The sequence below is a fragment of the Maribacter confluentis genome (assembly GCF_030505015.1).
Taxonomy (GTDB): domain Bacteria; phylum Bacteroidota; class Bacteroidia; order Flavobacteriales; family Flavobacteriaceae; genus Maribacter; species Maribacter sedimenticola.
On sequence record NZ_JAUKUC010000001.1, the window covers coordinates 2791354 to 2814619 of the forward strand.

At 37.4% G+C, this 23266-nt stretch carries 19 protein-coding genes and 2 pseudogenes; 10 read left to right on the plus strand and 11 right to left on the minus strand.

The features are described from left to right. Positions 1-134 precede the first annotated feature (134 nt). The 7 genes from Q2T41_RS12095 to Q2T41_RS12125 form a co-directional block, all read right to left on the minus strand. Positions 135-1427, minus strand: a complete 1293-nt coding sequence (locus Q2T41_RS12095) for a Glu/Leu/Phe/Val family dehydrogenase (protein WP_304436305.1) — start codon at positions 1425-1427, stop codon at positions 135-137. Between the two features lie 34 nt (positions 1428-1461). Continuing rightward, entirely contained in the window at positions 1462-1626 is a 165-nt protein-coding gene (locus Q2T41_RS12100) for a hypothetical protein (protein ID WP_304436306.1), read from the minus strand. Positions 1627-1727: 101 nt separating this feature from the next. Continuing rightward, positions 1728-2090, minus strand: a complete 363-nt coding sequence (locus tag Q2T41_RS12105; RefSeq protein ID WP_304436307.1) for a hypothetical protein — start codon at positions 2088-2090, stop codon at positions 1728-1730. Next, a complete protein-coding gene (locus tag Q2T41_RS12110; protein WP_304436308.1) occupies positions 2087-2569 on the minus strand; it encodes a GreA/GreB family elongation factor in 483 nt (160 codons plus the stop codon). The genes Q2T41_RS12105 and Q2T41_RS12110 overlap by 4 nt, the downstream gene beginning before the upstream one ends. 172 nt (positions 2570-2741) lie before the next feature. Continuing rightward, the gene (locus tag Q2T41_RS12115) at positions 2742-4067 is read right to left on the minus strand and encodes a sigma-54-dependent transcriptional regulator (RefSeq protein WP_304436309.1); all 1326 of its coding nucleotides are present in this window, start codon (positions 4065-4067) and stop codon (positions 2742-2744) included. Beyond that, positions 4067-5158 carry a sensor histidine kinase gene (locus tag Q2T41_RS12120; RefSeq protein ID WP_089259215.1) on the minus strand — a complete coding sequence of 364 codons (1092 nt, stop codon included), beginning with the start codon at positions 5156-5158 and terminating at the stop codon, positions 4067-4069. Before Q2T41_RS12120 ends, Q2T41_RS12115 begins: the two co-directional genes overlap by 1 nt. Before the next feature lie 114 nt (positions 5159-5272). Beyond that, positions 5273-7651: a TonB-dependent receptor domain-containing protein gene (locus Q2T41_RS12125; protein ID WP_304436310.1), complete on the minus strand. Its 2379-nt coding sequence runs from the start codon at positions 7649-7651 to the stop codon at positions 5273-5275. A 198-nt stretch (positions 7652-7849) separates the two neighbouring features. On the opposite strand from Q2T41_RS12125, the gene Q2T41_RS12130 reads away from it, so the two are divergent. Then, on the plus strand, positions 7850-8857 hold the full coding sequence (locus Q2T41_RS12130) for a sensor histidine kinase (protein WP_304436311.1): 1008 nt from the start codon (positions 7850-7852) through the stop codon (positions 8855-8857). Next, positions 8854-9561: a LytR/AlgR family response regulator transcription factor gene (locus tag Q2T41_RS12135; RefSeq protein ID WP_304436312.1), complete on the plus strand. Its 708-nt coding sequence runs from the start codon at positions 8854-8856 to the stop codon at positions 9559-9561. The genes Q2T41_RS12130 and Q2T41_RS12135 overlap by 4 nt, the downstream gene beginning before the upstream one ends. Positions 9562-9573: 12 nt before the next feature. On the opposite strand, the gene Q2T41_RS12140 is transcribed toward Q2T41_RS12135, so the two are convergent. After that, positions 9574-10998: a DUF1593 domain-containing protein gene (locus Q2T41_RS12140; protein ID WP_304436313.1), complete on the minus strand. Its 1425-nt coding sequence runs from the start codon at positions 10996-10998 to the stop codon at positions 9574-9576. 298 nt (positions 10999-11296) lie between these two features. Here Q2T41_RS12140 and Q2T41_RS12145 point away from each other — a divergent pair, with 298 nt between their 5' ends. From Q2T41_RS12145 to Q2T41_RS12180, 7 genes and pseudogenes are all read left to right on the plus strand, one after another. Then, positions 11297-14062: a helix-turn-helix and ligand-binding sensor domain-containing protein gene (locus tag Q2T41_RS12145; RefSeq protein ID WP_304436314.1), complete on the plus strand. Its 2766-nt coding sequence runs from the start codon at positions 11297-11299 to the stop codon at positions 14060-14062. Positions 14063-14358: 296 nt separating this feature from the next. Further along, positions 14359-16452: a family 16 glycosylhydrolase gene (locus Q2T41_RS12150; RefSeq protein ID WP_304436315.1), complete on the plus strand. Its 2094-nt coding sequence runs from the start codon at positions 14359-14361 to the stop codon at positions 16450-16452. Positions 16453-16868: 416 nt separating this feature from the next. Next, positions 16869-17899: pseudogene (locus Q2T41_RS20795) on the plus strand (DUF1593 domain-containing protein). A 63-nt stretch (positions 17900-17962) separates the two neighbouring features. Then, positions 17963-18160, plus strand: a pseudogene (locus Q2T41_RS20800) (hypothetical protein); the annotation flags it as partial. A 98-nt stretch (positions 18161-18258) separates the two neighbouring features. Further along, a complete protein-coding gene (locus tag Q2T41_RS12170; RefSeq protein WP_304436319.1) occupies positions 18259-19026 on the plus strand; it encodes a DeoR/GlpR family DNA-binding transcription regulator in 768 nt (255 codons plus the stop codon). 26 nt (positions 19027-19052) lie between these two features. After that, positions 19053-19505, plus strand: coding sequence for a hypothetical protein (locus Q2T41_RS12175; protein WP_304436320.1), 453 nt, complete (start codon positions 19053-19055; stop codon positions 19503-19505). Then, complete coding sequence (locus Q2T41_RS12180; protein WP_304436321.1) at positions 19474-19602, plus strand: hypothetical protein; 129 nt, start codon at positions 19474-19476, stop codon at positions 19600-19602. Before Q2T41_RS12175 ends, Q2T41_RS12180 begins: the two co-directional genes overlap by 32 nt. A 505-nt stretch (positions 19603-20107) precedes the next feature. On the opposite strand, the gene Q2T41_RS12185 is transcribed toward Q2T41_RS12180, so the two are convergent. From Q2T41_RS12185 to Q2T41_RS12195, 3 genes are all read right to left on the minus strand, one after another. Further along, complete coding sequence (locus Q2T41_RS12185) at positions 20108-20281, minus strand: hypothetical protein (protein WP_304436322.1); 174 nt, start codon at positions 20279-20281, stop codon at positions 20108-20110. A 174-nt stretch (positions 20282-20455) separates the two neighbouring features. Beyond that, positions 20456-20584 carry a hypothetical protein gene (locus Q2T41_RS12190; protein WP_261375075.1) on the minus strand — a complete coding sequence of 43 codons (129 nt, stop codon included), beginning with the start codon at positions 20582-20584 and terminating at the stop codon, positions 20456-20458. Positions 20585-20750: 166 nt separating this feature from the next. After that, a complete protein-coding gene (locus tag Q2T41_RS12195) occupies positions 20751-22013 on the minus strand; it encodes a 3-deoxy-D-manno-octulosonic acid transferase (RefSeq protein WP_304436323.1) in 1263 nt (420 codons plus the stop codon). 90 nt (positions 22014-22103) lie between these two features. On the opposite strand from Q2T41_RS12195, the gene Q2T41_RS12200 reads away from it, so the two are divergent. After that, positions 22104-23258, plus strand: coding sequence for a DegT/DnrJ/EryC1/StrS family aminotransferase (locus Q2T41_RS12200; RefSeq protein WP_304436324.1), 1155 nt, complete (start codon positions 22104-22106; stop codon positions 23256-23258). Positions 23259-23266: the final 8 nt, after the last annotated feature.

The following is a 23266-nucleotide window of genomic DNA, read 5'->3' on the forward strand; positions in this document are numbered from 1 at the left end:
GCATGGCCGGTATGAACTAAAAAGGGGCGGTACAACCCAAATGTTTGAATGACCACCCCCGTTCAGCCCTTCCTCAGAGGAAGGTATAACCACCAAAGTTATATCTTAGTTTCTTCATCTGGTGTAGCACTCCTTTATGGAAAAATGCCCCTTTGCGTATAGGCTTCTTCAAGACGTTCTATGGCAATTATAAAAGCGGCCGTACGCATGTCCACATCTCTTTCTATAGATGTCAGCATTACTTTTGTGAACGATTCCTTTAATTTTTTTTCAAGTTTTTGCATTACTTCATCCAACTGCCATATTTCTCCGTTCCTGTTTTGTAACCACTCAAAATAACTACCTATGACTCCGCCAGAATTGCAAAGAATGTCCGGTATGATCTCAATACCCTTTTTCAATAGTATTTTTTCGGCTTCTACATCCGTAGGACCGTTTGCACCTTCCGCAATGAGCCTAGCCTTAATATAAGGTGCATTTTTGGCCGTGATTTGGTTACCTAGTGCCGCGGGAATAATAATATCACAATCTAGTCCAAAGAATTCCGTATTATCTATCTTTTCGGCACCGTTATAGCCTAAAATGCTTCCTTTGTTTGCCTTGGAATAAGCTAAGAGCGATTCTACTGAAATTCCGTTTTCGTTGATAATACTACCATAGGCATCCTGAACCGCAATCAGTTTTGCTCCTTCCTCTTCCAAGAAGTGAGCTGTCCAATAGCCTACATTTCCAAAACCTTGAACAATGTATTTTTTATTTTTTAAGTCAATATTTTTACTTTCCGCCCAGAATTTAATGGTCAGGAACACGCCAAATCCTGTTGCACGGTCCCTACCTTCGGAACCTCCGGCACCTACCGGTTTGCCTGTTACCACATGCATGTTCTTTGAACGCTCATTAGGTGATTTGGTAGACATGTATGTATCCAAGATCCAGGCCATGGTCTGTGAACTTGTATTGACATCTGGCGCGGGTATGTCCAATTCGGGCCCAATATTGTCACCAAGTGCATATGTAAACCTTCTTGTAATGCGTTCCAATTCTGCTATGGAATATTTGTTGGGATCTAACTGTATGCCTCCTTTGGCACCACCATATGGTAAGCCTGCCAAGGATGTTTTCCAGGTCATCCACATGGCCAACGCCCTTGCGGCATCAATATCTACCGTAGGGTGGTAACGTAGTCCACCTTTATAGGGTCCCAATGAATTGTTATGCTGTACCCTATATCCTGTAAACACCTCTACCTCCCCATTATCCATTCTAACCGGAAAATGCACAACTAGTTCATTATTGGTTACTTCCAATATTTTTCTAATATTGGGATTTAGACCTATAATGTCCGCAGCATTATCAAACTGGCGCATGACATTATCAAGCATGCCCTGTTTCAATACCTTTTTATTTTTATGTGTTTTTGTAATCATGTATCTCTATTAACTCTTGTTCACTTGTTAAACTTTACATGGTGTATTTATCACCATCCATATTTTTATCGCTCAACAATTTGTCAAAACGATATAGGTAATCGCAACAACAGTGAATGTTGTTTTTATTTTTGGTTAAACAGCAGAACGTTACATGACTGCATGTAAGGCAAATGCTTCTCTTTAATATTTCTTTCATGACCTGATTTACATATTGGAAATAAAAATCTGCCCGACTTACATTTTTTGAACAAAACTGATTTTTGCAAGCCAGGCAGATAGGTCAACTAGCTAAATGTATTATTTGGATACAAGCTCTCCAGAGGCCAATGCTTCTGAATAATTTGCCGTAACCGTTGGATGGGTACGGAAAAAACGTGTACCGTCTGTACGCTTCATCTTTATTTGGATATTACCGTCTTTTGTCTCTTTGACCTCGGTTACCACTACTGTATTTCCTTCCACAGTTTTGTAATTGGCAATACCGCCTTTTTTAATAATAAAATTTGCCCTTGGAAAATCTATATGTTGATATTTATGGGCTTTGGGCGTGCCAATTTCGTAGACATCACCAACCTTTACTGAATTTTGAACATTATCATTGTTCGTCTGTGCCGTTAACATACTTGCTGAAAACAGCGCTGTTATTACATATTTAATCATAGCTCTGAATTTTGGGTTAATAAATTGATTTTATGTTTTGCTAATGCTTCGTTGATTGTTCTCTCCGTTATAATTACCTTAAAATGTTGGTTACATTGTGTTACCTTCTTAATTGTCAAAGTTTTTACATTACTTGGAAGTCCGTATGTTATAATATCCCCTTCCGATAAACCAATGATAGAAGCCCCTAAAGTGCTTTGTACGGAAATCTTGTCATTTTCCAAGTTATTTTCATAAGGTGGTACCAATTGAAATGTTTGGTTCCAGCCAGATTCATAACTCAAATTGACATAGGAATACATTCTTATGATATCTTCCGGCATATCCTCTAAATCATATATCAATGCCGTTGCCATACGTTCCTTTAAATTGTCCAATGCATCTTTATGGGCGTAATCTTCTACATATGGGGTCAGTTGCTGATACCGTTGTATCATCACGAAATCTTTTTTTTCCAATACTAAACTTCCGTATTTCATAACCCCTTTTATTGATTTATCTAAAAGAGGCAATAGCTATGCCTTGGAATATTAAAGATGTGTTAACGTTTGTAACTAACTAAAAAACAGGTGTTTAATAATTTTTTAATTATGAAGTGAATTGGAGAAGTGGGGAATATTTACCCGGTCGGGGAAATATGCACCATTACTATTATTTTAATTTTTCACGGAGGGTCTTGCGATCTATCTGTAAAATTTCGGCAGCTTTTGTTTTATTGCCATCAACGTGGGCCAGTACTTTTTTGGCATACTCTTTTTCCATTTCCTTAAGGGGAAGAAATTCGGTATCGGGAAAATCTATTTGAAATTTTAAATGGTCAGGTAGGTCTTTTGCCTTTATTATACCATCGCTCATAATTACGGCCCGCTGAATTAAGTTTTCCAGCTCCCTTATATTTCCGGGCCAATGATATCGTTGTAATATCTGTAAGGCATCAGGAGATATGCCCATTAACCTATCCTTGTATTCAATTCCATATTTTTGGACGAATTTTTCTACCAATAACGGTATGTCCTGCTTACGGTCCCTTAAGGGCGGTACTTTTATTTCCACAACGGTTAACCGATAATAGAGGTCTTCCCTAAATTCATTTTGGGCTATGGCCTCTTGAAGGTTACTGTTGGTTGCCGCTATGATTCGTATATCTACTTTTTCTACTTTACGAGAACCTATTTTTGTAATTTCTTTTTCTTGAATGGCCCTTAATAGTTTGGTCTGTACGGAGAGTGGTGCCGTACCAATTTCATCCAGAAAAAGTGTACCCCCTTCTGCTGCCTGAAAAAATCCATTTCGGTTTTCATTGGCTCCGGTGAAAGCTCCTTTTATATAACCAAAAAGCTCCGCTTCCAATAAATTTTCCGGTATGGCCCCGCAATTGACCGGTATAAATGATGCCCTGGAAAATGTTCCTGAATAATGAATGGCCCTAGCAACCAGCTCTTTACCGGTGCCGCTTTCTCCATTTATCAAAACGGTTGCCTTGTTATCTTTTACCCGGTCAATGATATCCGTTATTTTTTGAAAGGCGGGGGAAGAGCCTATCATTTCTGCATACCCCTTGCCCTTATGTGGAATGGTCAATGCTTTAGGGGCATCTTTTCTAATTTTGCCCTTTAATGATTTGTCTACGGCCTGTTTTAGTTCATCCTTGGTAAAAGGCTTGGTAAGATAATCCGTAGCACCGGATTTAAAAACTTCTAGGGCGCCGTTTACGGATGGGTAGCCGGTAATGACCAATTTTGGAATATCTGGATAATGCTCGTCTGCAAACCGTACCAATTGTAAACCGTCAACTTCTGGCATCTGGATATCGGTTATCAAAAGGTCTATAAATGTATCTTTTAAGATATAGAGCGCCTGTTTAACGGATACCGCCTTAAATATGTGATAGTCCATAGACTGTAAATGCCGTTGTAACAACTCTAGAATATCTAAGTCATCATCTACAAGCAATATATTTTCTTTGCGCAGTGCCATTATGGTAATTTAGGAAAAGATATGGTAAATATAGTGCCTTGGGGATGGTTCTTGCCATGCGTTATGGTACCCTTATGACTACTAATGATGCCATGTACGACACTTAGTCCCAATCCTGAACCCTCACCAAGGGGCTTTGTGGTAAAAAATGGTTCAAAAACCTTGTCCTCGTTTTCCAAAGCAATTCCCGAACCTTCATCGGTAATACGGAGGGTTATATACTTTGTTCCTTTTTTTAGGTTAATTTCAATTTTACCTCCTTTTGGTGAGAAATAAATTGCGTTCATGATCAAATTAAACAGTACTTGGGTCAACTGTACATTATCTGCACGTAATGCAATGTCCTGATGACTGAAGGATTTGACCAATTGAATGTTTTTTGTCCGTATAGAGGGGCCCAATAAGTTCAATACATCCTCTATTAAAGGAATAACTTGTATTACGTTCATTTGCTGTGGCATTTCACAAGCAAAAAACATTAATTTTTTGACCACTTCACGGCTAAAAATAGCATTGTCCACAATTTTATTAAGATCGCGCAAAGCGTCGGTATCGGTAATACGTTCCTTTAAAAGTTCCGTAAACCCTAGAATATTGGCCAACGGCGTATTGATCTCATGGGCTATACCAGCGGTGATCTCCCCTAAAATATGTAGTCTATCCGCCCTTTCAACCTGTCTTTTTATAGCGGCCTCACTATCATGTACTTGTTTTCGTTCCAATAGATTGCCTACGGCCAAAGCTACATTCTCAAGCAGTTTTTCCTCTTCCACCAAAAAATCGGTCTGTTTATATTTTTTCTTTGGATACCCCACTTTAATAAAACCGGAGACTTCGTTGAATACCCTAATATTAGATTTAAGGTATACCATTTCATTATGGTATCCATCTGTCTTAATATCATAATCGCCACTTTGCAACAACACTTCGGTATCATCTTCAAACTGCCATGCCTTTTTCAAACAAAATGTAATCGCCTCTAACGAAGTGTGCAACTGACTGTAGTCTGAATTTACTATGATGGAAGTTACTTCGTATAGGCAAGTAAGTTCCTTAATACGCTCCTTAAGTTTTGCTTCTGTGCTTACCATTTCAATCCTAATAGAAGTAGTGAAGTTCCTAAATATTTCTATAGAATTAAAATTTTAAGTCAAAATTGGCACTTACCTAGGAATATAATTACAACCTATGATTATAAGCATTCTTTAAAAATGTTTCTGACCGGAAAATTCCATTGCCTCACCTTTGCCAAAGCCAAAACTAACACCAAAGGTTATAAAACGACCTTGCTGGCTAAAATCCCTCAAATAAAAGCCAGGTTGGTTGGTAATGCTTTCTCTTATACGGGAAGCAAATACATCTCTAACGCTAAGGCTCAAAATGGCCTTTCCCTTAAAAATCTTTTTGCGCGCCCCAAAATCCATAAATAGATTGTCCGCAATTTCCTGTTGCAACGTTCTATAGCCAGATTGGTACTGGCCTATAAATTCCAAATCAAAGTCTGCCGGTAACTTTACTTTATTGGTCAATCTGGTAGACCATTGGTCGCCTTTAAAATCAAACGAATTGCCTTCAAAGTCACCATCTCTTTTAAAACTACTGTAATTAAAGTCATTGGTAAAGGAAAGCCAGTTGGTAGGTATGTATTTTGCATTGAACTCAATTCCTGTTGTATTGTTAATACCAATATTCTCCGGCCTGGAAATACTTACATTGTCCTCAAACGCTACAATACGTTCTACAACATCTTCCGTATGCCTATAAAAGACACCAAAGTTCATAGAAACCTTACCAATTTTATAAATACTTGTAATCTCATAACTATCGGTAAATTCTGGCTGTAAATTAGGATTTCCGGTGCGTATGCTAAAATTGTTGCGAATATTGAAAAACGGATTCAAATCCCACATTCTAGGTCTAAATATCCGCTTTGAATACCCTGCCTGTAATGATAGGTTGTCACTGAATTTATAGGAGGTATGGCCACTGGGAAATAAATTATTATAGTTCTGGTCATTGCTTTCGTTGGTATTCCTTAATAGGGTAGCAAGGTCGGTATCCTCAAATCTAAGCCCTAATTTAAGCCCCCAAGCATCACTTTCATAAGCCGTAGTGGCATATATGCCCAATACTTTTTGTGTCCATTCAAAAACATTGGTCAAATCTGGATTTTCAATAAATCCTGTACCGTCAAAATCACTAATGGCAAAATCATTTTCAACATCGTTTATTTGGTACTGTGCCCCAGTTTCAAGGGTGTATTTTTCTGCCCAAGGGTGTGTGTAGTCTGCCTTAAACGTATAATCCGCTTGACTAAAATCCGTACGGGATCGTTGTTGCATATCATCACCGGCACCAAAAACAATGGTATTGATGAAATCTGATGACTGGTCTTTGGCAAAAAGGTTTCCTGTGGCACTCAAAAGTAATGATTGCTCCTCATTGCCCTCAAAGTCTTTTTTGTATTGGAGCTCATAGGAGTATTTTGGGTTGGTGGCCGTTGTAAGTTCGTTACGGTTAAATGCATCCGTGCGCTCATTAGAGGTGTCAAAAGTACTGAACAAGGCATCTGAAGTTTCTTTTTCCCATTCATAAGCAAAATTTCCGGATAACGTAATTACGTTCAAATCATTGATATGATAGTCGGTGCCTAGGATGAGATTGAAAAAGGTTTCATTTTTATCGCTTTCCCCATTACTGGTAATATATGTGTTGTCCGATAAATTGCGGTTTTCTGTTTCATTATCGCTTGGGAAGGTTCTTCGGCCAAATCCCATTTGGCTAAATAGGTTAAATTTTTCTGTGCGCCTATTTAAACTTAAACCTATACTGTGATTATTGGGAACTCCCGTATTTAAAGTAACTGCGCCGTTTAAACCTTTTTTTTCCTCTTTTTTCAATACTATGTTTATAATGCCCGAAGTACCTTCCGCATCATATTTCGCGGACGGATTCGTAATCACCTCTATGCGCTCTATCATATCTGCTGTCAATGTCCCCAAGGCGTTGCCCTGTTCATTGGCAATTACCGAAGGTTTGCCGTTGATCAGCATTTGTACTCCTTGACTGCCCCGTAAACTAATTTGTCCTTCAATGTTCACATTAACGGAGGGGACATTGTTCAATACTTCTAACGCGCTTGCGCCAGTACTGCTCAAATCTGCTCCTACATTGAAAATTCTTTTGTCTAACTTAAATGTGGTCTGTGATACCTCTCCTTCTACGACGACTTCATCTAATTGTTGTGAATCTTCTGCCAAGGTCACCGTTCCCAAATCTATTTTTGCATTATTTATTTGTGGATTGTCATATTGCTTTGTGGTAAAACCAATAAAACTTACTTCAATGTAAAAATTTTGAGCATCGGTTTCCAGAATAAAGCTCCCATCCTCTAAAGTGGTGGTTCCTACTATTGGTTTCTGATCTTTGGGATTACCTACTAGCACCGTTGCGAATTCAATTGGTCCGCCACCATTTTCCTCAATGACCTTACCCGTTATGGTCGTTGTAACTTCCTGTGCAAAGGTGAGCGGACTTCCAATAATGAAACCTAGAATTATAATTATTAAAACTTGTTTACGCATAATTTGAGTTGATTTTAATCAAAGTTGGTGTAAAGATTACATTAATGAAATTAATTTTCTGCAAACGACCTAGGTTATAGTGCAAACGACATTTTTAATTATTGGTGTTTACCTTGCTAATACTGTCGATGGCGGTTTTATTAACGGTTATTTTACGTAATTGGGTATTTTTAATACATGGGGCCAAAATTTTCATTTTTGAACAGTATTTCAAAGGAAGTTATATTTCAATTGGTACTACATATCGTATTGTTCTTATTTTTTTCTTTTGATAAGAACCAACCGGAAATACCCGCATTTAACATCTTTGCCTTTTTAAATTATGCATTGGGCGCTTTACTTATCAATTATATATTGTTGCCCCGTTTTTTTTATACTAAAAAATATCTTTTGTTCTTTATATTGGTAATGCTTGTCATAGCTGTTATAATAATGGTGGAGGAGTTGGTGTTGGAGCGTATTTTTTATCCATTTTCAAGAGGTCAACATTTTCCCGGTATCGTTTATAGTTTGCTAGACGTTATGCCCGTTATCCTTATTCTGGCAGGTTTTAAGTTTGCCTGGGATGCCTCTAAAAAACAATTGGAGGTTGAAGAACTGCGAACATCCGTTGTTCAAAGTGAACTCCTGTTTTTAAAGTCCCAGATCAACCCACATTTTTTGTTCAATAATTTAAACAATCTTTATTCGTACGCCATTGAACAGTCCCCAAAAACTCCTTCTATTATTTTGGAGCTTTCATCTGTATTGCGTTATATGCTGTATGATTGCAAAGAGAATTACGTAGGCCTTCAAAAGGAAATAGCCCACCTTAAAAATTTTACAAAGCTTAATGAAATGCAGATAGAGGAAAGGGGTAAGGTTTCCTTTAGCATGCACGGCAATACAACAGAGTATGTCATTGCGCCTTTAATACTATCGGTCTTTATAGAAAATGCCTTTAAACATAGTACCGCTAGTCAATCTGACAATATTTTTATCGACATTAACATAGATATTAATGAAAATGGCATGTTGAATTTTGAATGTAGAAATTCCTTTTTGTCACTGGCGAATACGGAAAATCTATCTAGCGGAATAGGATTGAAAAATGTAAAAAAACGGTTAGAGTTGCTTTATTCCAATGCGCACGATCTACATATCCAAAATGAGCAGGATGTTTATTACGTACATTTGAAGTTACAGCTAACAAGGGCAAAATTATGATCAATTGTATTATTATTGAAGATCAACCACCGGCACAGCGTGTGCTAAAAAAGTACATTGCCGATTTTGGAAACATGGAGTTAAAAGGCACATTTGCAGATGGGCTGCAGGCATTGGAATTTTTAAAGCGTACAGCTATTGATTTAATTTTTTTGGACATACACTTGCCTAAAATTTCTGGAATTGAATTTCTAAAGGTGCTTAAGCATAGACCCAATATTATCTTGACTACCGCATTTGCGGACTATGCCCTTGAAAGTTATGAATATGATGTAGTAGATTATCTTTTAAAACCATTTTCCTTTGAACGATTTGTGCAAGCAGTTTCCAAAGTGCCTACAAAGAATAATACCCAAATGGCAAATTCTTTAAAAGATAAGGAAGAACACGCTTTGGAACATATATTTATCAAATCCGGTTATGAACATATAAAGGTTGATGTGTATGACATTGAATATATTCAGTCCGATGCCGATTATACCGAAATAATTACCAAAACACGCAAATATTTATCCCAAGAACCCTTACGGTATTGGGAAGAGTTTTTGGGCGCGAATAGATTTGTACGTATCCACAAATCCTATATCATCAATATGGCCAAAATTCACAAGATCAATGGCAACCAAGTTTTTCTAAAGGGCGGCGTTCATTTACCTCTTGGGCGGGCGTATAAGGAGGGTTTTATGGCACTTGTCCTGCAGTAATTGTATTTCCGACTATTTGGGTAGTACAGTAACCTTTACACGCTTATATCTGCTTAGAGATGGCGAACCCTTGTCAGAAACCTTAACGATAAAATGCAGGGTTTCTTTTTTTGACACTTCTGGCGCGGTCAAGTTTACTAAATGTACATTATTGGCCCCCATGTTTATCACCTTTTTATAGGAGCTAATCTCAGGATACTGGAACCATAAAAAGCTTAAATTATCACCATCTGGATCGGTAGAATCAAAAGCATCCAACATAAAGCCCTCGCCGGATTTTACGGTTAGCTCGTCAGGATGGGTCAATATTACGGTCGGTGGATGGTTGGCTTCTTCAAAGCTCATTATGGACCAATCCATACGGGCTGCAAAGTCATTTTGAAAATCATCCCTCCAGCGCCATAAAGTTTCCTTATAACCTGTAAATGTTATTGTGTCCGGTCGTACCGATCTACCGTAATCCTTGGGGACATGCGGCGTGTAGCTATCAATGGCATTGGTCCAAATTGGTCTGGTTTCTGGCGCTATGGTTACAATTGATCCTCCTTCTTTGGTCTTTGAAAAATCTGGCTTGTACAATTCATAGCGACCTCCCCAGCCACCAAGTTCCGGATGTTCGGCAATATTAAGTCCATTGGGTATCAAGGAAAGGAATGCCGGGGTGTCTCCTTCAACGCCCCAGGCAACATCAGGATAAATGGTGCCCAACGGTCCATGGTTTTGTTGAATGTTATCGGCAAGCCATTTGTTGCTAATTGTGGTGTTATCAATACCTTTTATATAGGCATTAATTCCTGTCCAGGTTGCTTGGCTATATTCATCACCCGGACTAACGATATAGAATAAATCCGGAAAATTGTTCCGAATCCAAATACCGCTGTCATCTTGATCGGATATCGTATACACCCTTAATTTTGAAATAAGCCGCTTTGCCTCTTTGGCACTTTTAGTGTTCTTGATTTTGTGTAAGGATTGGGCTAAGGTGTTAACGCCTCCCCAAACGGAAATCCATAATGGACGGTCATCTTTTTCCTCCAGAATTTTAATGATCCAATCAGAACCTTCAGAGTCCATACCCGGTCCTACGCCGGTCATACCATATTTTGGTAAGCCATTTTTTACTAGAGCGTTCAAGGTGGATGCGGTTGGATAATTTTTATCATGGTTTAGTAGGTTTAGGTGTACTTCATCATACGCTTTAATAATTTTCCTTAAAGATTCCGGATTTATTTTATGCTGTAGCCAACAAGATGTAGTCGCTACCATACCCTTAATATCAATTTCATTGGTATATAGGAACAGACGAACAAAAGACTGTGTGTCATCTGGATCTGCCTCAATATCCGAAAGGATAATTACACGTTCCTTTGGAAGCGACTGACCAATGCCAAAGTTTGTAAAATTAATAATGGCAAAAAATAGGAGTATCTGTTTCATAAGTTGATTCTAAAGGTGACGCCTTTATTGGTTGTGGGTAATGTGTCTTACCGTAATCCTCAAATATAGTAAAACAAAGTAAATGAAAATAATCGTAAATAATAACAACTCATTGGTTTCTATTTATCCGGTTAGTTTATTGTATCCAATTTAAAATCAAGTCTGTAATTCCCGTCATTATTTTGACTAAAAATCATTAAAGGTTGGTCTGGTTATAAAAATCTTATATTTAAGTCTCACTAAACAATGTAGTCCCCTACAAATGGTATTAAAACCTATATTTTGGTTTCTCCTATATATGGCAATATGGGGCGTTAAGTCGCAAGACCTGCCGCCAATTCAAAACTATGCACCTTTAACCTATGCAGCAGGTAATCAAAATTGGGGCGTATCACAGGGCCAGGATAAGAGTATTTATATTGCGAACAATAGCGGGCTGTTAATGTATAATGGAACGAAATGGGTATTATATCCATCCCCAAACGGCACCCCTTTAAAATCCGTAAGGGTTATTGGTGACCGTATTTATACGGGTTGTTATATGGAATTTGGATATTGGACAAGAGATGCATTAGGTCAACTGGAGTATGTTTCCATTTCTTCAAAATTGACCCAGCCTATAGAAGAGGATGAGCATTTCTGGACCATTACACAATTTAATGATTGGGTACTGTTCCGTTCCTTGGACCGCATCTATAGTTATCACATTAAAAATGGTACTATTGATATTATAAATGCCAAAACGACTAGGGCAACATTATTTGAAGTCGATAGAAGAATTTATTTTCAAAGCATTGGAAAAGGACTATTTACCGTGGAAAATGGCAGGTCTGTTTTGGTGTCCGATGATGATATTTTAAAAAATGATATTGTAATTGGTGCATTTTCGTTTCAACAAGCAATTTTATTGATTACGGAGCAACATGGGTGTTATTTGCTCAGGGGCAATAAGTTGGAAAAATGGGCAACGGCCAATGATTCTTTATTACCTAACATAAAAGTTTATAGTACTTTAAAATTGCACGATGGTTCTATTGTTTTGGGTACCATTTCAAAAGGACTATTTATTATCGATAAGCGGGGTATAGTTACCGCGCATATAGACCAGGAACAAGGTATTCATAACAATACTGTTTTGTCCATGTACCAAGATATGGACAAAAATTTATGGTTAGGACTGGACAATGGACTTAGTGTAATTAATCTTGAAACGCCATTTAGGGAATATGTAGACCATGTGGGCGAGTTGGGTGTGGTTTATACGGCAATTTTATATAAGGATGTTCTTTACTTGGGCACTAACCAGGGGTTGTTTTACAGGTCCAATACGGATAAATTTAAACGTATTGAAGGTACACAGGGCCAAGTTTGGTTGTTGAAGAATATTGACGGCACCTTGTTTTGTGGGCATCATACCGGAACGTTCGTTGTGAGGGAGAATACGGTTGAGAAAATTTCCGATTACCCTGGTACATGGGATATTCATCCTATGCCCGGTACTGAGAATTTATTGTTGCAGGGAAATTATGAAGGTTTAAGTGTTTTGAAAAAAGTAGGCAATGATTGGACTTTTGAAAATGTAATTGATGGATTTGAAAGTTCAAGTAGGTTTTTTGAATTCGTAGATGACCATCAAGTATTGGTAAACCATGATTACAAAGGTATTTTTGATGTTAGGTTGAATTCAGATTACACTAAGGTTTTGTCCGTAAAGCAAAAAGATTCTAAAGGTACGGGGTCTAGTTTGGTAGCCTATCATGATGATTTAATTTATACTACTGTCAATGGGGTTTTTAAGTACGACAAGAACGGCAATGAATTTCTTAGGGATACAGTTTTGAACAGCAAATTTTTTGAAAATGACGATGCTATTATTGGCGTACTTAAACCAACGGATAATAACGAAAGGTTATGGGGTTTTTCCAATGATAATATCATTAATGTATCTCCCGGTATAATGAACGGCAGTCCGGAACAGGTTAAAATACCCATTCCAAAATTTTTCAGAAACGGTATGGGAGTTGTGGGTTTTGAATCTATTGTGGGTCTAGGTGACCAAACCTATTTAATAGGTACTTCAAATGGTTATGTTACCCTTAATTTGGATAAAGTTTTGCCAAAATCATATTCAGTCTCAGTAACTTCGATTTCCAAGGAATTTTATGATGCGCCTAGTATTCATATACCTATAAAGGATAATACGCTATTTGATTATACCGAGAACAACCTGAAATTTCAATACAATGTTCCTGAATACGACAAATTTACCGAGGTTTATTACCAATATAAATTAGATGGATTATATACGGATTGGAGTAGCTGGTCAACGGTACCGGAAGTCTCTTTTAAAAATTTACCATTTGGGAACTACACCTTACAGATAAGGGCTAAAGTTGGTAATGCACTTGTAGATAATGTCGCTACGTATAATTTTAAAATTGAAAGACCTTGGTATCTTTCAATTTATGTAATAATTATATATGTATTATTGGGTCTACTCCTTTTAATAGTGGTTCATAAGCTATATAAAAGCTTTTACAAAAAACAACAAGAACAAATTTTAAAAGCGAACAAAAAACGGTTAAAGAGAAAAAAGTTAAAGGCGCAAAAGAAAATTATTCAAATTAAAAACGAACAGCTGCAAGATTTGATAGAAAGCAAAAATAGGGAGTTGGCTATTTCTACTATGAGTATTATCAAGAAAAATGAATTTCTAAATGCAATTAAGGATAAATTAAAGGATGGTCCGGTAAATGCACAGATTAAATCGGTAATAAAAACAATAGACCGGAATATAAACAATGAGGATGATTGGAAATTCTTTGAAAATGCATTTAATAATGCGGATAAGGATTTTCTAAAAAAAATTAAAAGCCTTCATCCTGAACTGTCCTCAAATGACTTACGTCTTTGTGCCTATTTGCGTTTAAATTTATCTTCTAAGGAAATTGCTCCGTTATTAAATATATCGCTTAGAAGTGTAGAGGTAAAAAGATATCGTCTTCGCAAAAAAATGAATTTGTTACATGAAGAAGGACTCACCGATTATATAATGAGTTTATAATTCCACATCAAAAGCAAAATTCACCACAACATTACCACAACAACTGTTTTAAAACTTCTCATAATTTATATGGCAATATTCCTTGTTTTGTGTATTTTATTGATGATTTTATTTATTTGACCGTTATATTTTGAGATGTATGTTTTTTGTAGGGGTAAATTTTTAGGATTTCATAAATATGACTATTAATTTGCAGTTGAAACTATTATAAATATGACCTATACCGGAAATGTTTTCATTATTGGTCTAATGGTAGTTTAAATAGTACTTATTAACTCCAAAAAACAAATTAGATTATGAAAAACTTAATGTACATGTTTGTGGCATTACTTATGGTGTTCGTCAGTTGTGAGGACGACGATAGCTTTGATCCTGGACCGCTTTCTAACCTTGCGGTAACATCTCAAGTAAGTGATGATGGCTCAGGAATTGTCACTTTTAAACCAACCGCTACCGGTGCTAAATCATATACCTATGATTTTGGTGATGGTACCACTGGAGAGTCCTTAACTGGATATATCTCTAAAACATATTCTACTACTGGTGAAAATACCTATACCGTAACTGTTACGGTTATTGGATTTGATGGTTCTACCCTAACGGAAACCTTACAGGTTACGGTGGATGTACCTGCTATGAATTCAGATTTGGTCAATTTAATAACAGACGGAAGTTCCAAAACTTGGTTTCTTGCTGCTGCGCAGCCCGGCCATTTGGGCTTGGGTCCGGCTAGGGAAGGAATTGATGGTGATTGGTGGTATCCTAAATGGTATTCTGCCCAAGCATTTGAGAAGTGTGGAAGTGAAATATCAGATTGTTTTTGTGATGACGAATTGACGTTTACCGTTAATAGTAGTGGTGAGGTAACTTATGTTTTGGATAATAAAGGTCAAACATTCTTCAATGTTGGTCATAAAGCTGTTGTTGGTGGAACCGCAGATGAGGATTACTGTTATGATTTTGATACTAGTGGGGAAAAAGAAGTGACTTTTTCTGCGGTTGAGGGCAATGTGCCAGAGGCCGAAACAACTGGAATGCAAATGGAATTTTCCGATGGTGGTTTTATGAGTTATTATGTAGGTTCTTCAACGTATGAAATTTTATCGCTCAGCGAAGATTTGCTTTATGTTAGAACATATGATTCTATGAATCCTGACCTTGCATGGTATATTCGTTTTACGGCTGCTCCTTCAACAGGTGGGGAAGAAGAGAGCTTAGAGACTATATATACCAATTTGGTCTGGTCAGACGAATTTGATACGGATGGAGCTCCGGATCCGGCTAATTGGACGTTCGACCTCGGTGCAGGTGGCTGGGGAAATGGCGAGGCACAGGAATATACGGATAGTCCTGAAAATGTAATTGTCGAAGATGGTGTGTTAAAGATTACCGCACGTGGCACCGGTAGTGGTGGTGGTGTTCAATATTATTATGATGATGTTACCTTGGTCGCGGCCGGTGGGTCTACTTCAGTGGTGCAGGATTTTGAAGGTGCAGCGCCAGTCTTCACGGATTTTGGTGGGGCGGCAACAGCTGTCATAGAAAACCCTGATGCCTCTGGCGAAAATACATCTGTAACGGTAGCTGAATCCACAAAGAATAATGGAGCCGAAGTATGGGCAGGTTCGTTTTTTGATGTGGATGCTGCTTTAGATCTTAGTACATATACAAATATGGAAATAAAGACTTGGTCTCCGGCAGTTGGGGCAGTGGTTAGATTAAAACTGGAAAACCAGGCCAATGCCCAAGAATTTTATGAGGTAGATGCAACAACATCTGTAGTAGAAAGTTGGGAGACACTGTCTTTTGATCTAAGTGCTGCTCCGGCCTTTACATATGATAGGGTGGTATTGTTTTTTGATTTTGGTGAAAGTCCAACTGGTAATGCTGCGTACACCTCTGCAAGGATTAAATCTGAAAACTTGTTTGAGTTTACGTATGGTAGGGTTGAAATTAGGGCAAAACTGCCTTCTGCCGGCGGTACGTGGCCAGCTTTATGGGCTCTAGGAGCTAATTTTGATGAAGTAGGTTGGCCAGCATGTGGTGAAATTGATATTATGGAACACGTAGGTAATAATAGCAATACCATTAGTAGTGCTTTGCATTATCCTGGAAACTTTGGAGGTACTGCCGTAGTGGGGGCTACTTCTGTTCCTACTGCTACTACGGAATTTCATAATTATACCGTAGAATGGACGCCAGATAGTATAAAGTTTGTTGTAGACGGGGAAATGGTTCATAATAGCCTGGTGAATTCTGATACTACACCGTTTAATAGCGATTTCTTTTTAATTATGAACATTGCTGTGGGCGGCACACTTGGTGGGGCAATAGACCCTGCTTTTACAGAAGATACTATGGAAGTGGATTATGTTAGGGTCTACCAATAGTTAGCACTAATTTTAATAATTAAGCCATTGAATTTAATTCAATGGCTTTTTTTGTATTTGATATCGATTGAACTGTGTAATGCCATCTTATCAATTTAATTTAAATATTGGTATTAAACACTTTTGTAGAATAGATTAATAAAATCAAGGAATAAAAATAAAAAGAAAAAAAACGAAAAAAATAGTAAACAATATTGGTATTTTTTAATATTTTCGTTTGTCCGTCATCACTATTAAGACAGTAATTAGATTGTCAAAGATGATTTAACGTAATTATTATGAGACATCTTCGCTTTGGTTTCTTTGTTTGTTTAAGCATGCTGTCACCGTTTGTAACGGTTATGAAAGCCCAGTCCGGTACAGATAGGCAAAGGGTGTTGGTGCTTACCGATATTGAGAATGAACCGGATGATGCCATGTCTTTGGTAAGGTTTTTAACGTATGCCAATCAATGGGATGTTGAGGGATTAGTGGCAACAACCTCCGTACATCAAAAAAATGAAATTGCAACATGGCGTATTTATGAAATCTTGGATGCGTATGCAAAGGTTAGGAAAAATCTATTGCTACATGAACCTGACTATCCAGAAGTAGATTATTTGAGGTCGGTCGTAAAGGAAGGTCGTGCGGATTATGGAATGAATGCCGTAGGTGAAGGGATGGATTCTGAAGGTTCAGAATGGATTATTAATGTGGTGGATAAGGATGATGAGCGCCCTGTGTGGATCCAGGTATGGGGAGGGTCCAATTGTTTGGCTCAGGCATTATGGAAGGTAAAGCATACACGTACGGAAGCGGAACTAAATAAATTTGTTTCTAAAATCAGGGTCTACACCATATCCGATCAAGATGATAGTGGGCCATGGCTTCGAAAAACATTTCCAGATTTATTCTATATCGCTAGTCCTGGTTTTCATGCTTATGGGGGGTATCACCATGCTACATGGACCGGTATAAGTGGAGATAAATTTCATGGGCGGTTTGCCGGTGCGGATTTTGAAATCGTAGATAATCCTTGGCTGGACCGGCATGTACGAAGTAAAGGTCCCCTAGGGGCGGAATATCCCCATATGGATTATCTAATGGAGGGCGATCCCCCAGTTTTATGTATTTGATAAACAATGGTCTTGGAAATCCCGATCACCCAAATTGGGGAAGTTGGGGTGGTCGGTACGAGTTGTATCGCCCTAGAACAGAAAAATGGTTTTTGGAACCAGAAACCAGGCCTTTATGGAACAATGCGCAGGATGAGGTTGAAGGTAACGACGGTAGTTGGCATACCAATAATAAAGCGACTATTTGGCGTTGGAGAGAAGCTTATCAAAATGATTTTGTTGCCAGAATGGATTGGACCATAAAACCTTATGAACAGGCAAATCATCCCCCAGTGGTAAAAGTGAGCAATAAAAAAATGATTACCGCTAAGGTGGGGGACCGTATAGATTGAAATGCGGAAAACTCTACTGATCCAGATGGTGATACATTATCGTTCAAGTGGTTCTATTATGGTGAGCCTGGCACTTTTACCAAATCTTCTGGAAGAACGGCTATACCGGTTAACATAGAAAATGACCATAGCGCCAAAGCTTATTTGGTCGTTCCAAAAGGTGCCCGGTTGGGAACAATGCATGTCATTTTAGAAGTTACGGATCAAGGAAGTCCTGCCCTTACAAGATATGAGCGTGTAATTATTAATGTAGAATCATAATCGTCAAAGTTAAAAAGTAAAAATAATCCTATTGCAAAATGCGGAATCTAAGCAGGTAAGTTTGTTTATATTTATGAAAATTTACTATTTATAAAAATATGGCATACTTACCGAATAAAAGAAGGGAGAAGATTATTGAGTTCTTAAATGAAGATGGTTCCGCAAAAGTAGTGGACCTCGCTAAATTGTTTAAAGTGACCGAGGTGACCATCCGCCAAGATCTGGAAAAGTTAGAGGCTCAGGGTTTGATTATTAGAGAGCATGGTGGTGCTTTTTTAAAGAATATGGGGGACCAGGTTCGCAATTTCTCCTTGGTCAACCAAGAGAACATGGAATTGAAAGAGATCATTGCGCAAAAGTGTTTGGAATTCATTGAGCCTGGTGATACCATTATTTTGGATTCCGGTAGTACTACAACGGAAATAGCAAAAAAACTTGTAGGCTATAAAAACCTAACAGTCATTACAAATGCATTAAATATAGCAATGATGTTGGGAACGGAGCCGGATATTGAAGTAATTATGACCGGAGGGGAATTTAAGCCGCCAACGTTGTCCTTAACAGGCCAGAAAGCGGCAGATTTTTTCAAGGGATTAAATGTGCAGAAGCTGTTTTTGGCCACGGCAGGAATTTCATTGAAAGCAGGGCTGACCTACCCGAACATCAGTGATTTAGTTGTAAAAAAGGCCATGATAGATGCCGCGGATATAACGTATTTGGTTGCAGATAGCACTAAAATAGGTAAAAGTGCCCTTGCTAGTTTAGGTGCACTATCCTTGATAGACTTTATTATTACCGACTCGGGAATGGAGGATAAGGGCAAGGAAGTGTTTAAGGATAATGAAATTGAAGTGATTTTGGCCTAATTGCCTTGGTTATAAACAAATTATAAATGAATAGTAAATCATCAATGTTAAGTATTGGCATAATTATCGGTAATCGTGATTTCTTCCCGGATAGTTTAGTGGAAAAAGCACGTGTGGAAATCATAGAGGTATTTTCAAAATTAAATTTAAAACCTATTTTATTGGATAGTACCGACACCAAACTTGGCGGTGTAGAAACATTCAAGCAAGCTCAAAAATGTACTGAGCTTTTTAAAAAACATGCCAATGAGATTGTTGGGGTATTAGTACTGCTGCCAATTTTTACAGATGAAAAAGGTGTTGCAGATACGCTTAAACTATCAAATTTGAATGTTCCTGTTCTAATACAGGCATACCCAGATGAACTTACTAAAATGAATGTTGTTAACACTAAGAGAACTTCGGGTAGATGGAGGTATTACGGCCAATGGTTTTTTAATGCAATTTTTGGCAAATGTACTGCAAAGACCGGTTACTAATATTGTAATTTCCGATGTTTCTGCAAGGGGTGCGGCCCTGATCGCCGGTATGGGTGCGGAATACTGGAAAGAAATTAGTGATCTACCTAAAGCTTAATTTTAATGCTTTAAAAAATACGAGCCTACAATATTGAACAAAGACATGGTGTCTGCGTATAAAACTTGGCAAAGATTATTAATTAACAAGAAAGAATAGTGGTCATATCTTGCTATTTCATAGTGACTATAGTTTGTTCAAATAAATGCTTTTAATCTTATTAAAAAGTGAAATTATTTCTTAATTTCATGTTAATTGGTGTATTTTTGGGTAAAATAGCACATAAACTGGATAAATATATTGATTTATAAAAAATATATGTTTTAAACCTTTGTCATGTATAATTGCTAAGAATTTAAAACATGAAAAATATAAAATTTTATCCAACGGTTTGGCAAACAATTCCTTTCTCCTTAGATATGTTAGATATTTGGAAGAAAAAAACCAAGAAGAAAGCAAAAGTAAAGAATTAGGTCAATGACCATAAAATAACAAAATGAAAAAGCCCCTGTTAAGGGGCTTTTTTAATGTAATTTTTTTAACAATATGGGCTATGTGTTAAAAGTTAAACAATCCCTATAAGGGCTAAAAAAGATCCTACCGCAACTACCGCCAAAAATGCGTTCATTGCAATAATGAGAATGGATAGATAAGTATCTACCCCCGTTTTAAATGATAAATCGTTCATAACATTACCTACTTTAAAGTTATATATCTTAAAGTTAGCCGATATTTCCAAATTTAATCGTGTAAATGTTGTAAAGTCCTACAAATTAGATGTAAAGCCTTACTTTATTGTGGTGAGATGAAATCTATATGGTACATAAACGGAGATACGTAGCATTATATCGAACTTTTGACCGAAGCTCTTAAATTTTAGCTGGGTAGATTATCGTAATAATGGCTAAATTTTTTAAATCCATCCAAACCAGTCTGCCAATCCTGCAAGGGGTATTGCAATTAAAATACCTATCAGGCAGGCAATCATCAATTTTAAAAATCCATTTAGCATTTTAACTCCTGCTGTAATTTCTTTTTCCATGATCATAATTCTATATTTCTGTACTCAAGATATGAATTATGGGCTAAGTTGCTGTGGAATAAGTGGATAAATCGACCAAAGTTGAAAATTATCTTTGTAAAGTAGTATTATGCAAAAAGCATCCATAGGTTGATCTATATATTTTTCATCGACCTATTTTTAAAGATTATCCTTCCGTTTTAAAAACATTATTTAGAAGTAAGGGATGTATTGTTGCCATAATTTTATCGGTAGCTCCGCTTTCCTGATGAATGAATTTTTTATTAATTGATCCTGTATTCTTGCGTAGGTCAATATCTTCAAAAAAACGATCTACGTTGAATTTAAAATCTTTAAAAGTGTGTACGGGGAGAACTCCTTTAGCCGCAACTAAATTTTCAGCTTCAATAAATCCTTTATAATGAGGCCCAATGAGGACCGGTATGCCAAAAACCGCAGGTTCCAATGTATTGTGTAATCCTGTGGCGAAGCCTCCGCCCACATATGCAATGTCCGCATAACTGTATATTTTGGTAAGTAATCCTATGGTATCTATAATAAGGACATCATAGTCTTGTATTTGCGCGTCTTTAAGTTCTGAATAACAAATTGTAGGTTTCAGTATGGCCCTTTTAATTGAATCTATATGGGAAGCTTTAACGGTATGTGGGGCAATAATGAATTTTATGGGCAATTTACTTTGGTTGATATAGGCGGTGACGAGTTCTTCATCTTCTGGCCACGTACTGCCACCTACGAAACAAAATTTGCCCTTTGTAAAGGTATCCATGAAAGTCAAATTATTGTTGCGTTTTAGTATTTTCATAACCCTGTCAAATCTTGTGTCTCCAGTTATACTAACATTGTTATGGCCAATTGAATACAATAAGGTTTTTGAATCTGTGTTCTGAACAAAGAAATGCGTAAAATTAGCAAGTGCTTTTCGCATAAACGATCCGTACTTTTTAAAATAGATCTGCTCTTTTTTAAACAGTGCGGAAACTAAAATGGTAGGTATATTCTGTTTGTTCAACATCCTTAGATAATTGGGCCAAATTTCATATTTGATAAAAATGGCCAACTCCGGATTCACCGCTTTAATAAATTCTGAGGCGTTATGTTTGGTATCTATTGGTAAATAGCAAATGACGTCAGCAACGTTACTGTTTTTTTTGACTTCATAACCAGAAGGGGAAAAAAAACTAAGAACCAATTTATGTAAAGGAAAATCCTTTTTTAATTGCTCTATGATTGGTAACCCTTGTTCAAATTCTCCCAATGATGCCGCATGTATCCAAATAGTACGATCGTTCTTGGCGATGTTATTTCTTAGTAGCGTTATACTTTTTTTACGACCGTTTACAAAAAGTGCAAGTTTGGCACTAAAGGGTGCTGCCAGTGCCAATAGACCGGTAGCGATAATGCCGATAAGATTGTAGAGAAAGGACAAACTGTTACTTTTGCGCTAAATTACGTTTCTTTCGATAAAATTAGTGTCGGCCGTTTCGTATTTTTGTAAGACTTCACGTAATTCCATAGAATGAAAAAGATACAAATGGTAGACCTTAACGGGCAATACCAAGAAATTAAGGAGCAGGTAAATACAGCCATTGCTGAAATTTTGGAAACCTCTGCATTTATCAACGGCCCAGAAGTTCATGCGTTTCAAAAAGAACTTGAAGATTATTTAAATGTAAAACATGTCATTCCATGTGCCAATGGTACGGATGCTCTTCAGATTGCTATGATGGGTCTGGGATTAAAGCCCGGTGACGAGGTCATTACAGCAGATTTTACATTTGCCGCCACTGTAGAGGTCATTGCACTTTTGCAGTTAACGCCTGTTTTGGTTGATGTTTATCCAGATACTTTTAATATTAATGTTGAGGCTATTGAGAAGGCCATAACTCCTAAAACAAAGGCAATTGTACCTGTTCATTTATTTGGTCAATGTGCCAATATGGATGCTATAATGGCTTTAGCCAAAAAGCATAATTTATATGTAATTGAAGATAATGCACAAGCAATAGGGGCAAAGTACTATGCCAGTGACGGCACTAAATATATGGCTGGTGGCATAGGGCACGTAGGCGCCACCTCTTTTTTTCCTTCCAAAAACTTGGGTTGTTACGGGGATGGTGGTGCTATTTTCACTAATGATGATGATTTGGCACACATAATTAGGGGTGTTGTAAATCATGGTATGTATGAAAGATATCATCATGATGTGGTAGGGGTCAATTCTAGGTTAGATGCTATCCAAGCTGCTGTATTACGCGCAAAATTACCCAGGTTAAATGGTTATTGCGAATCAAGAAGAAATGCGGCACGTGCCTATTCAAAGGCATTTGAAGGTCAAAAACATATTATTACGCCAAAAACGGTTACCCATTGTGAAGGTATTTGTGACATCTGTGAATGTCATGTATTCCATCAATATACCTTACGTATTACGAATGGTAGGCGAGATGCTCTGGTTCAATATTTAAACAAGAACAATATACCTTGTGGTGTCTATTACCCTATTCCCCTACACAGACAAAAGGCATATGCAGATGAGCGTTATAAGGAAGAGGATTTTCCGGTAACCAATCAATTGGTTACGGAAGTCATTTCCTTACCAATGCACACAGAATTGGATAGTGAGCAGATTAACCATATTACGGATATGGTTATCGGGTTTGTTAACGAATAGCAATCAGG

What these genes read in the sequence shown, in the direction of transcription:
- Q2T41_RS12145 (WP_304436314.1), top strand. Translation starts at nt 11,297, where the DNA reads ATGGCAATATGGGGCGTTAAGTCGCAAGACCTGCCGCCAATTCAAAAC.
- Q2T41_RS12200 (WP_304436324.1), top strand. Translation starts at nt 22,104, where the DNA reads ATGAAAAAGATACAAATGGTAGACCTTAACGGGCAATACCAAGAAATT.
- Q2T41_RS12110 (WP_304436308.1), bottom strand. Translation starts at nt 2,569, where the DNA reads ATGAAATACGGAAGTTTAGTATTGGAAAAAAAAGATTTCGTGATGATA.
- Q2T41_RS12100 (WP_304436306.1), bottom strand. Translation starts at nt 1,626, where the DNA reads ATGAAAGAAATATTAAAGAGAAGCATTTGCCTTACATGCAGTCATGTA.
- Q2T41_RS12115 (WP_304436309.1), bottom strand. Translation starts at nt 4,067, where the DNA reads ATGGCACTGCGCAAAGAAAATATATTGCTTGTAGATGATGACTTAGAT.
- Q2T41_RS12135 (WP_304436312.1), top strand. Translation starts at nt 8,854, where the DNA reads ATGATCAATTGTATTATTATTGAAGATCAACCACCGGCACAGCGTGTG.
- Q2T41_RS12150 (WP_304436315.1), top strand. Translation starts at nt 14,359, where the DNA reads ATGAAAAACTTAATGTACATGTTTGTGGCATTACTTATGGTGTTCGTC.
- Q2T41_RS12140 (WP_304436313.1), bottom strand. Translation starts at nt 10,998, where the DNA reads ATGAAACAGATACTCCTATTTTTTGCCATTATTAATTTTACAAACTTT.
- Q2T41_RS12125 (WP_304436310.1), bottom strand. Translation starts at nt 7,651, where the DNA reads ATGCGTAAACAAGTTTTAATAATTATAATTCTAGGTTTCATTATTGGA.
- Q2T41_RS12190 (WP_261375075.1), bottom strand. Translation starts at nt 20,584, where the DNA reads ATGGAAAAAGAAATTACAGCAGGAGTTAAAATGCTAAATGGATTTTTA.
- Q2T41_RS12175 (WP_304436320.1), top strand. Translation starts at nt 19,053, where the DNA reads ATGAATAGTAAATCATCAATGTTAAGTATTGGCATAATTATCGGTAAT.
- Q2T41_RS12095 (WP_304436305.1), bottom strand. Translation starts at nt 1,427, where the DNA reads ATGATTACAAAAACACATAAAAATAAAAAGGTATTGAAACAGGGCATG.
- Q2T41_RS12105 (WP_304436307.1), bottom strand. Translation starts at nt 2,090, where the DNA reads ATGATTAAATATGTAATAACAGCGCTGTTTTCAGCAAGTATGTTAACG.
- Q2T41_RS12120 (WP_089259215.1), bottom strand. Translation starts at nt 5,158, where the DNA reads ATGGTAAGCACAGAAGCAAAACTTAAGGAGCGTATTAAGGAACTTACT.
- Q2T41_RS12170 (WP_304436319.1), top strand. Translation starts at nt 18,259, where the DNA reads ATGGCATACTTACCGAATAAAAGAAGGGAGAAGATTATTGAGTTCTTA.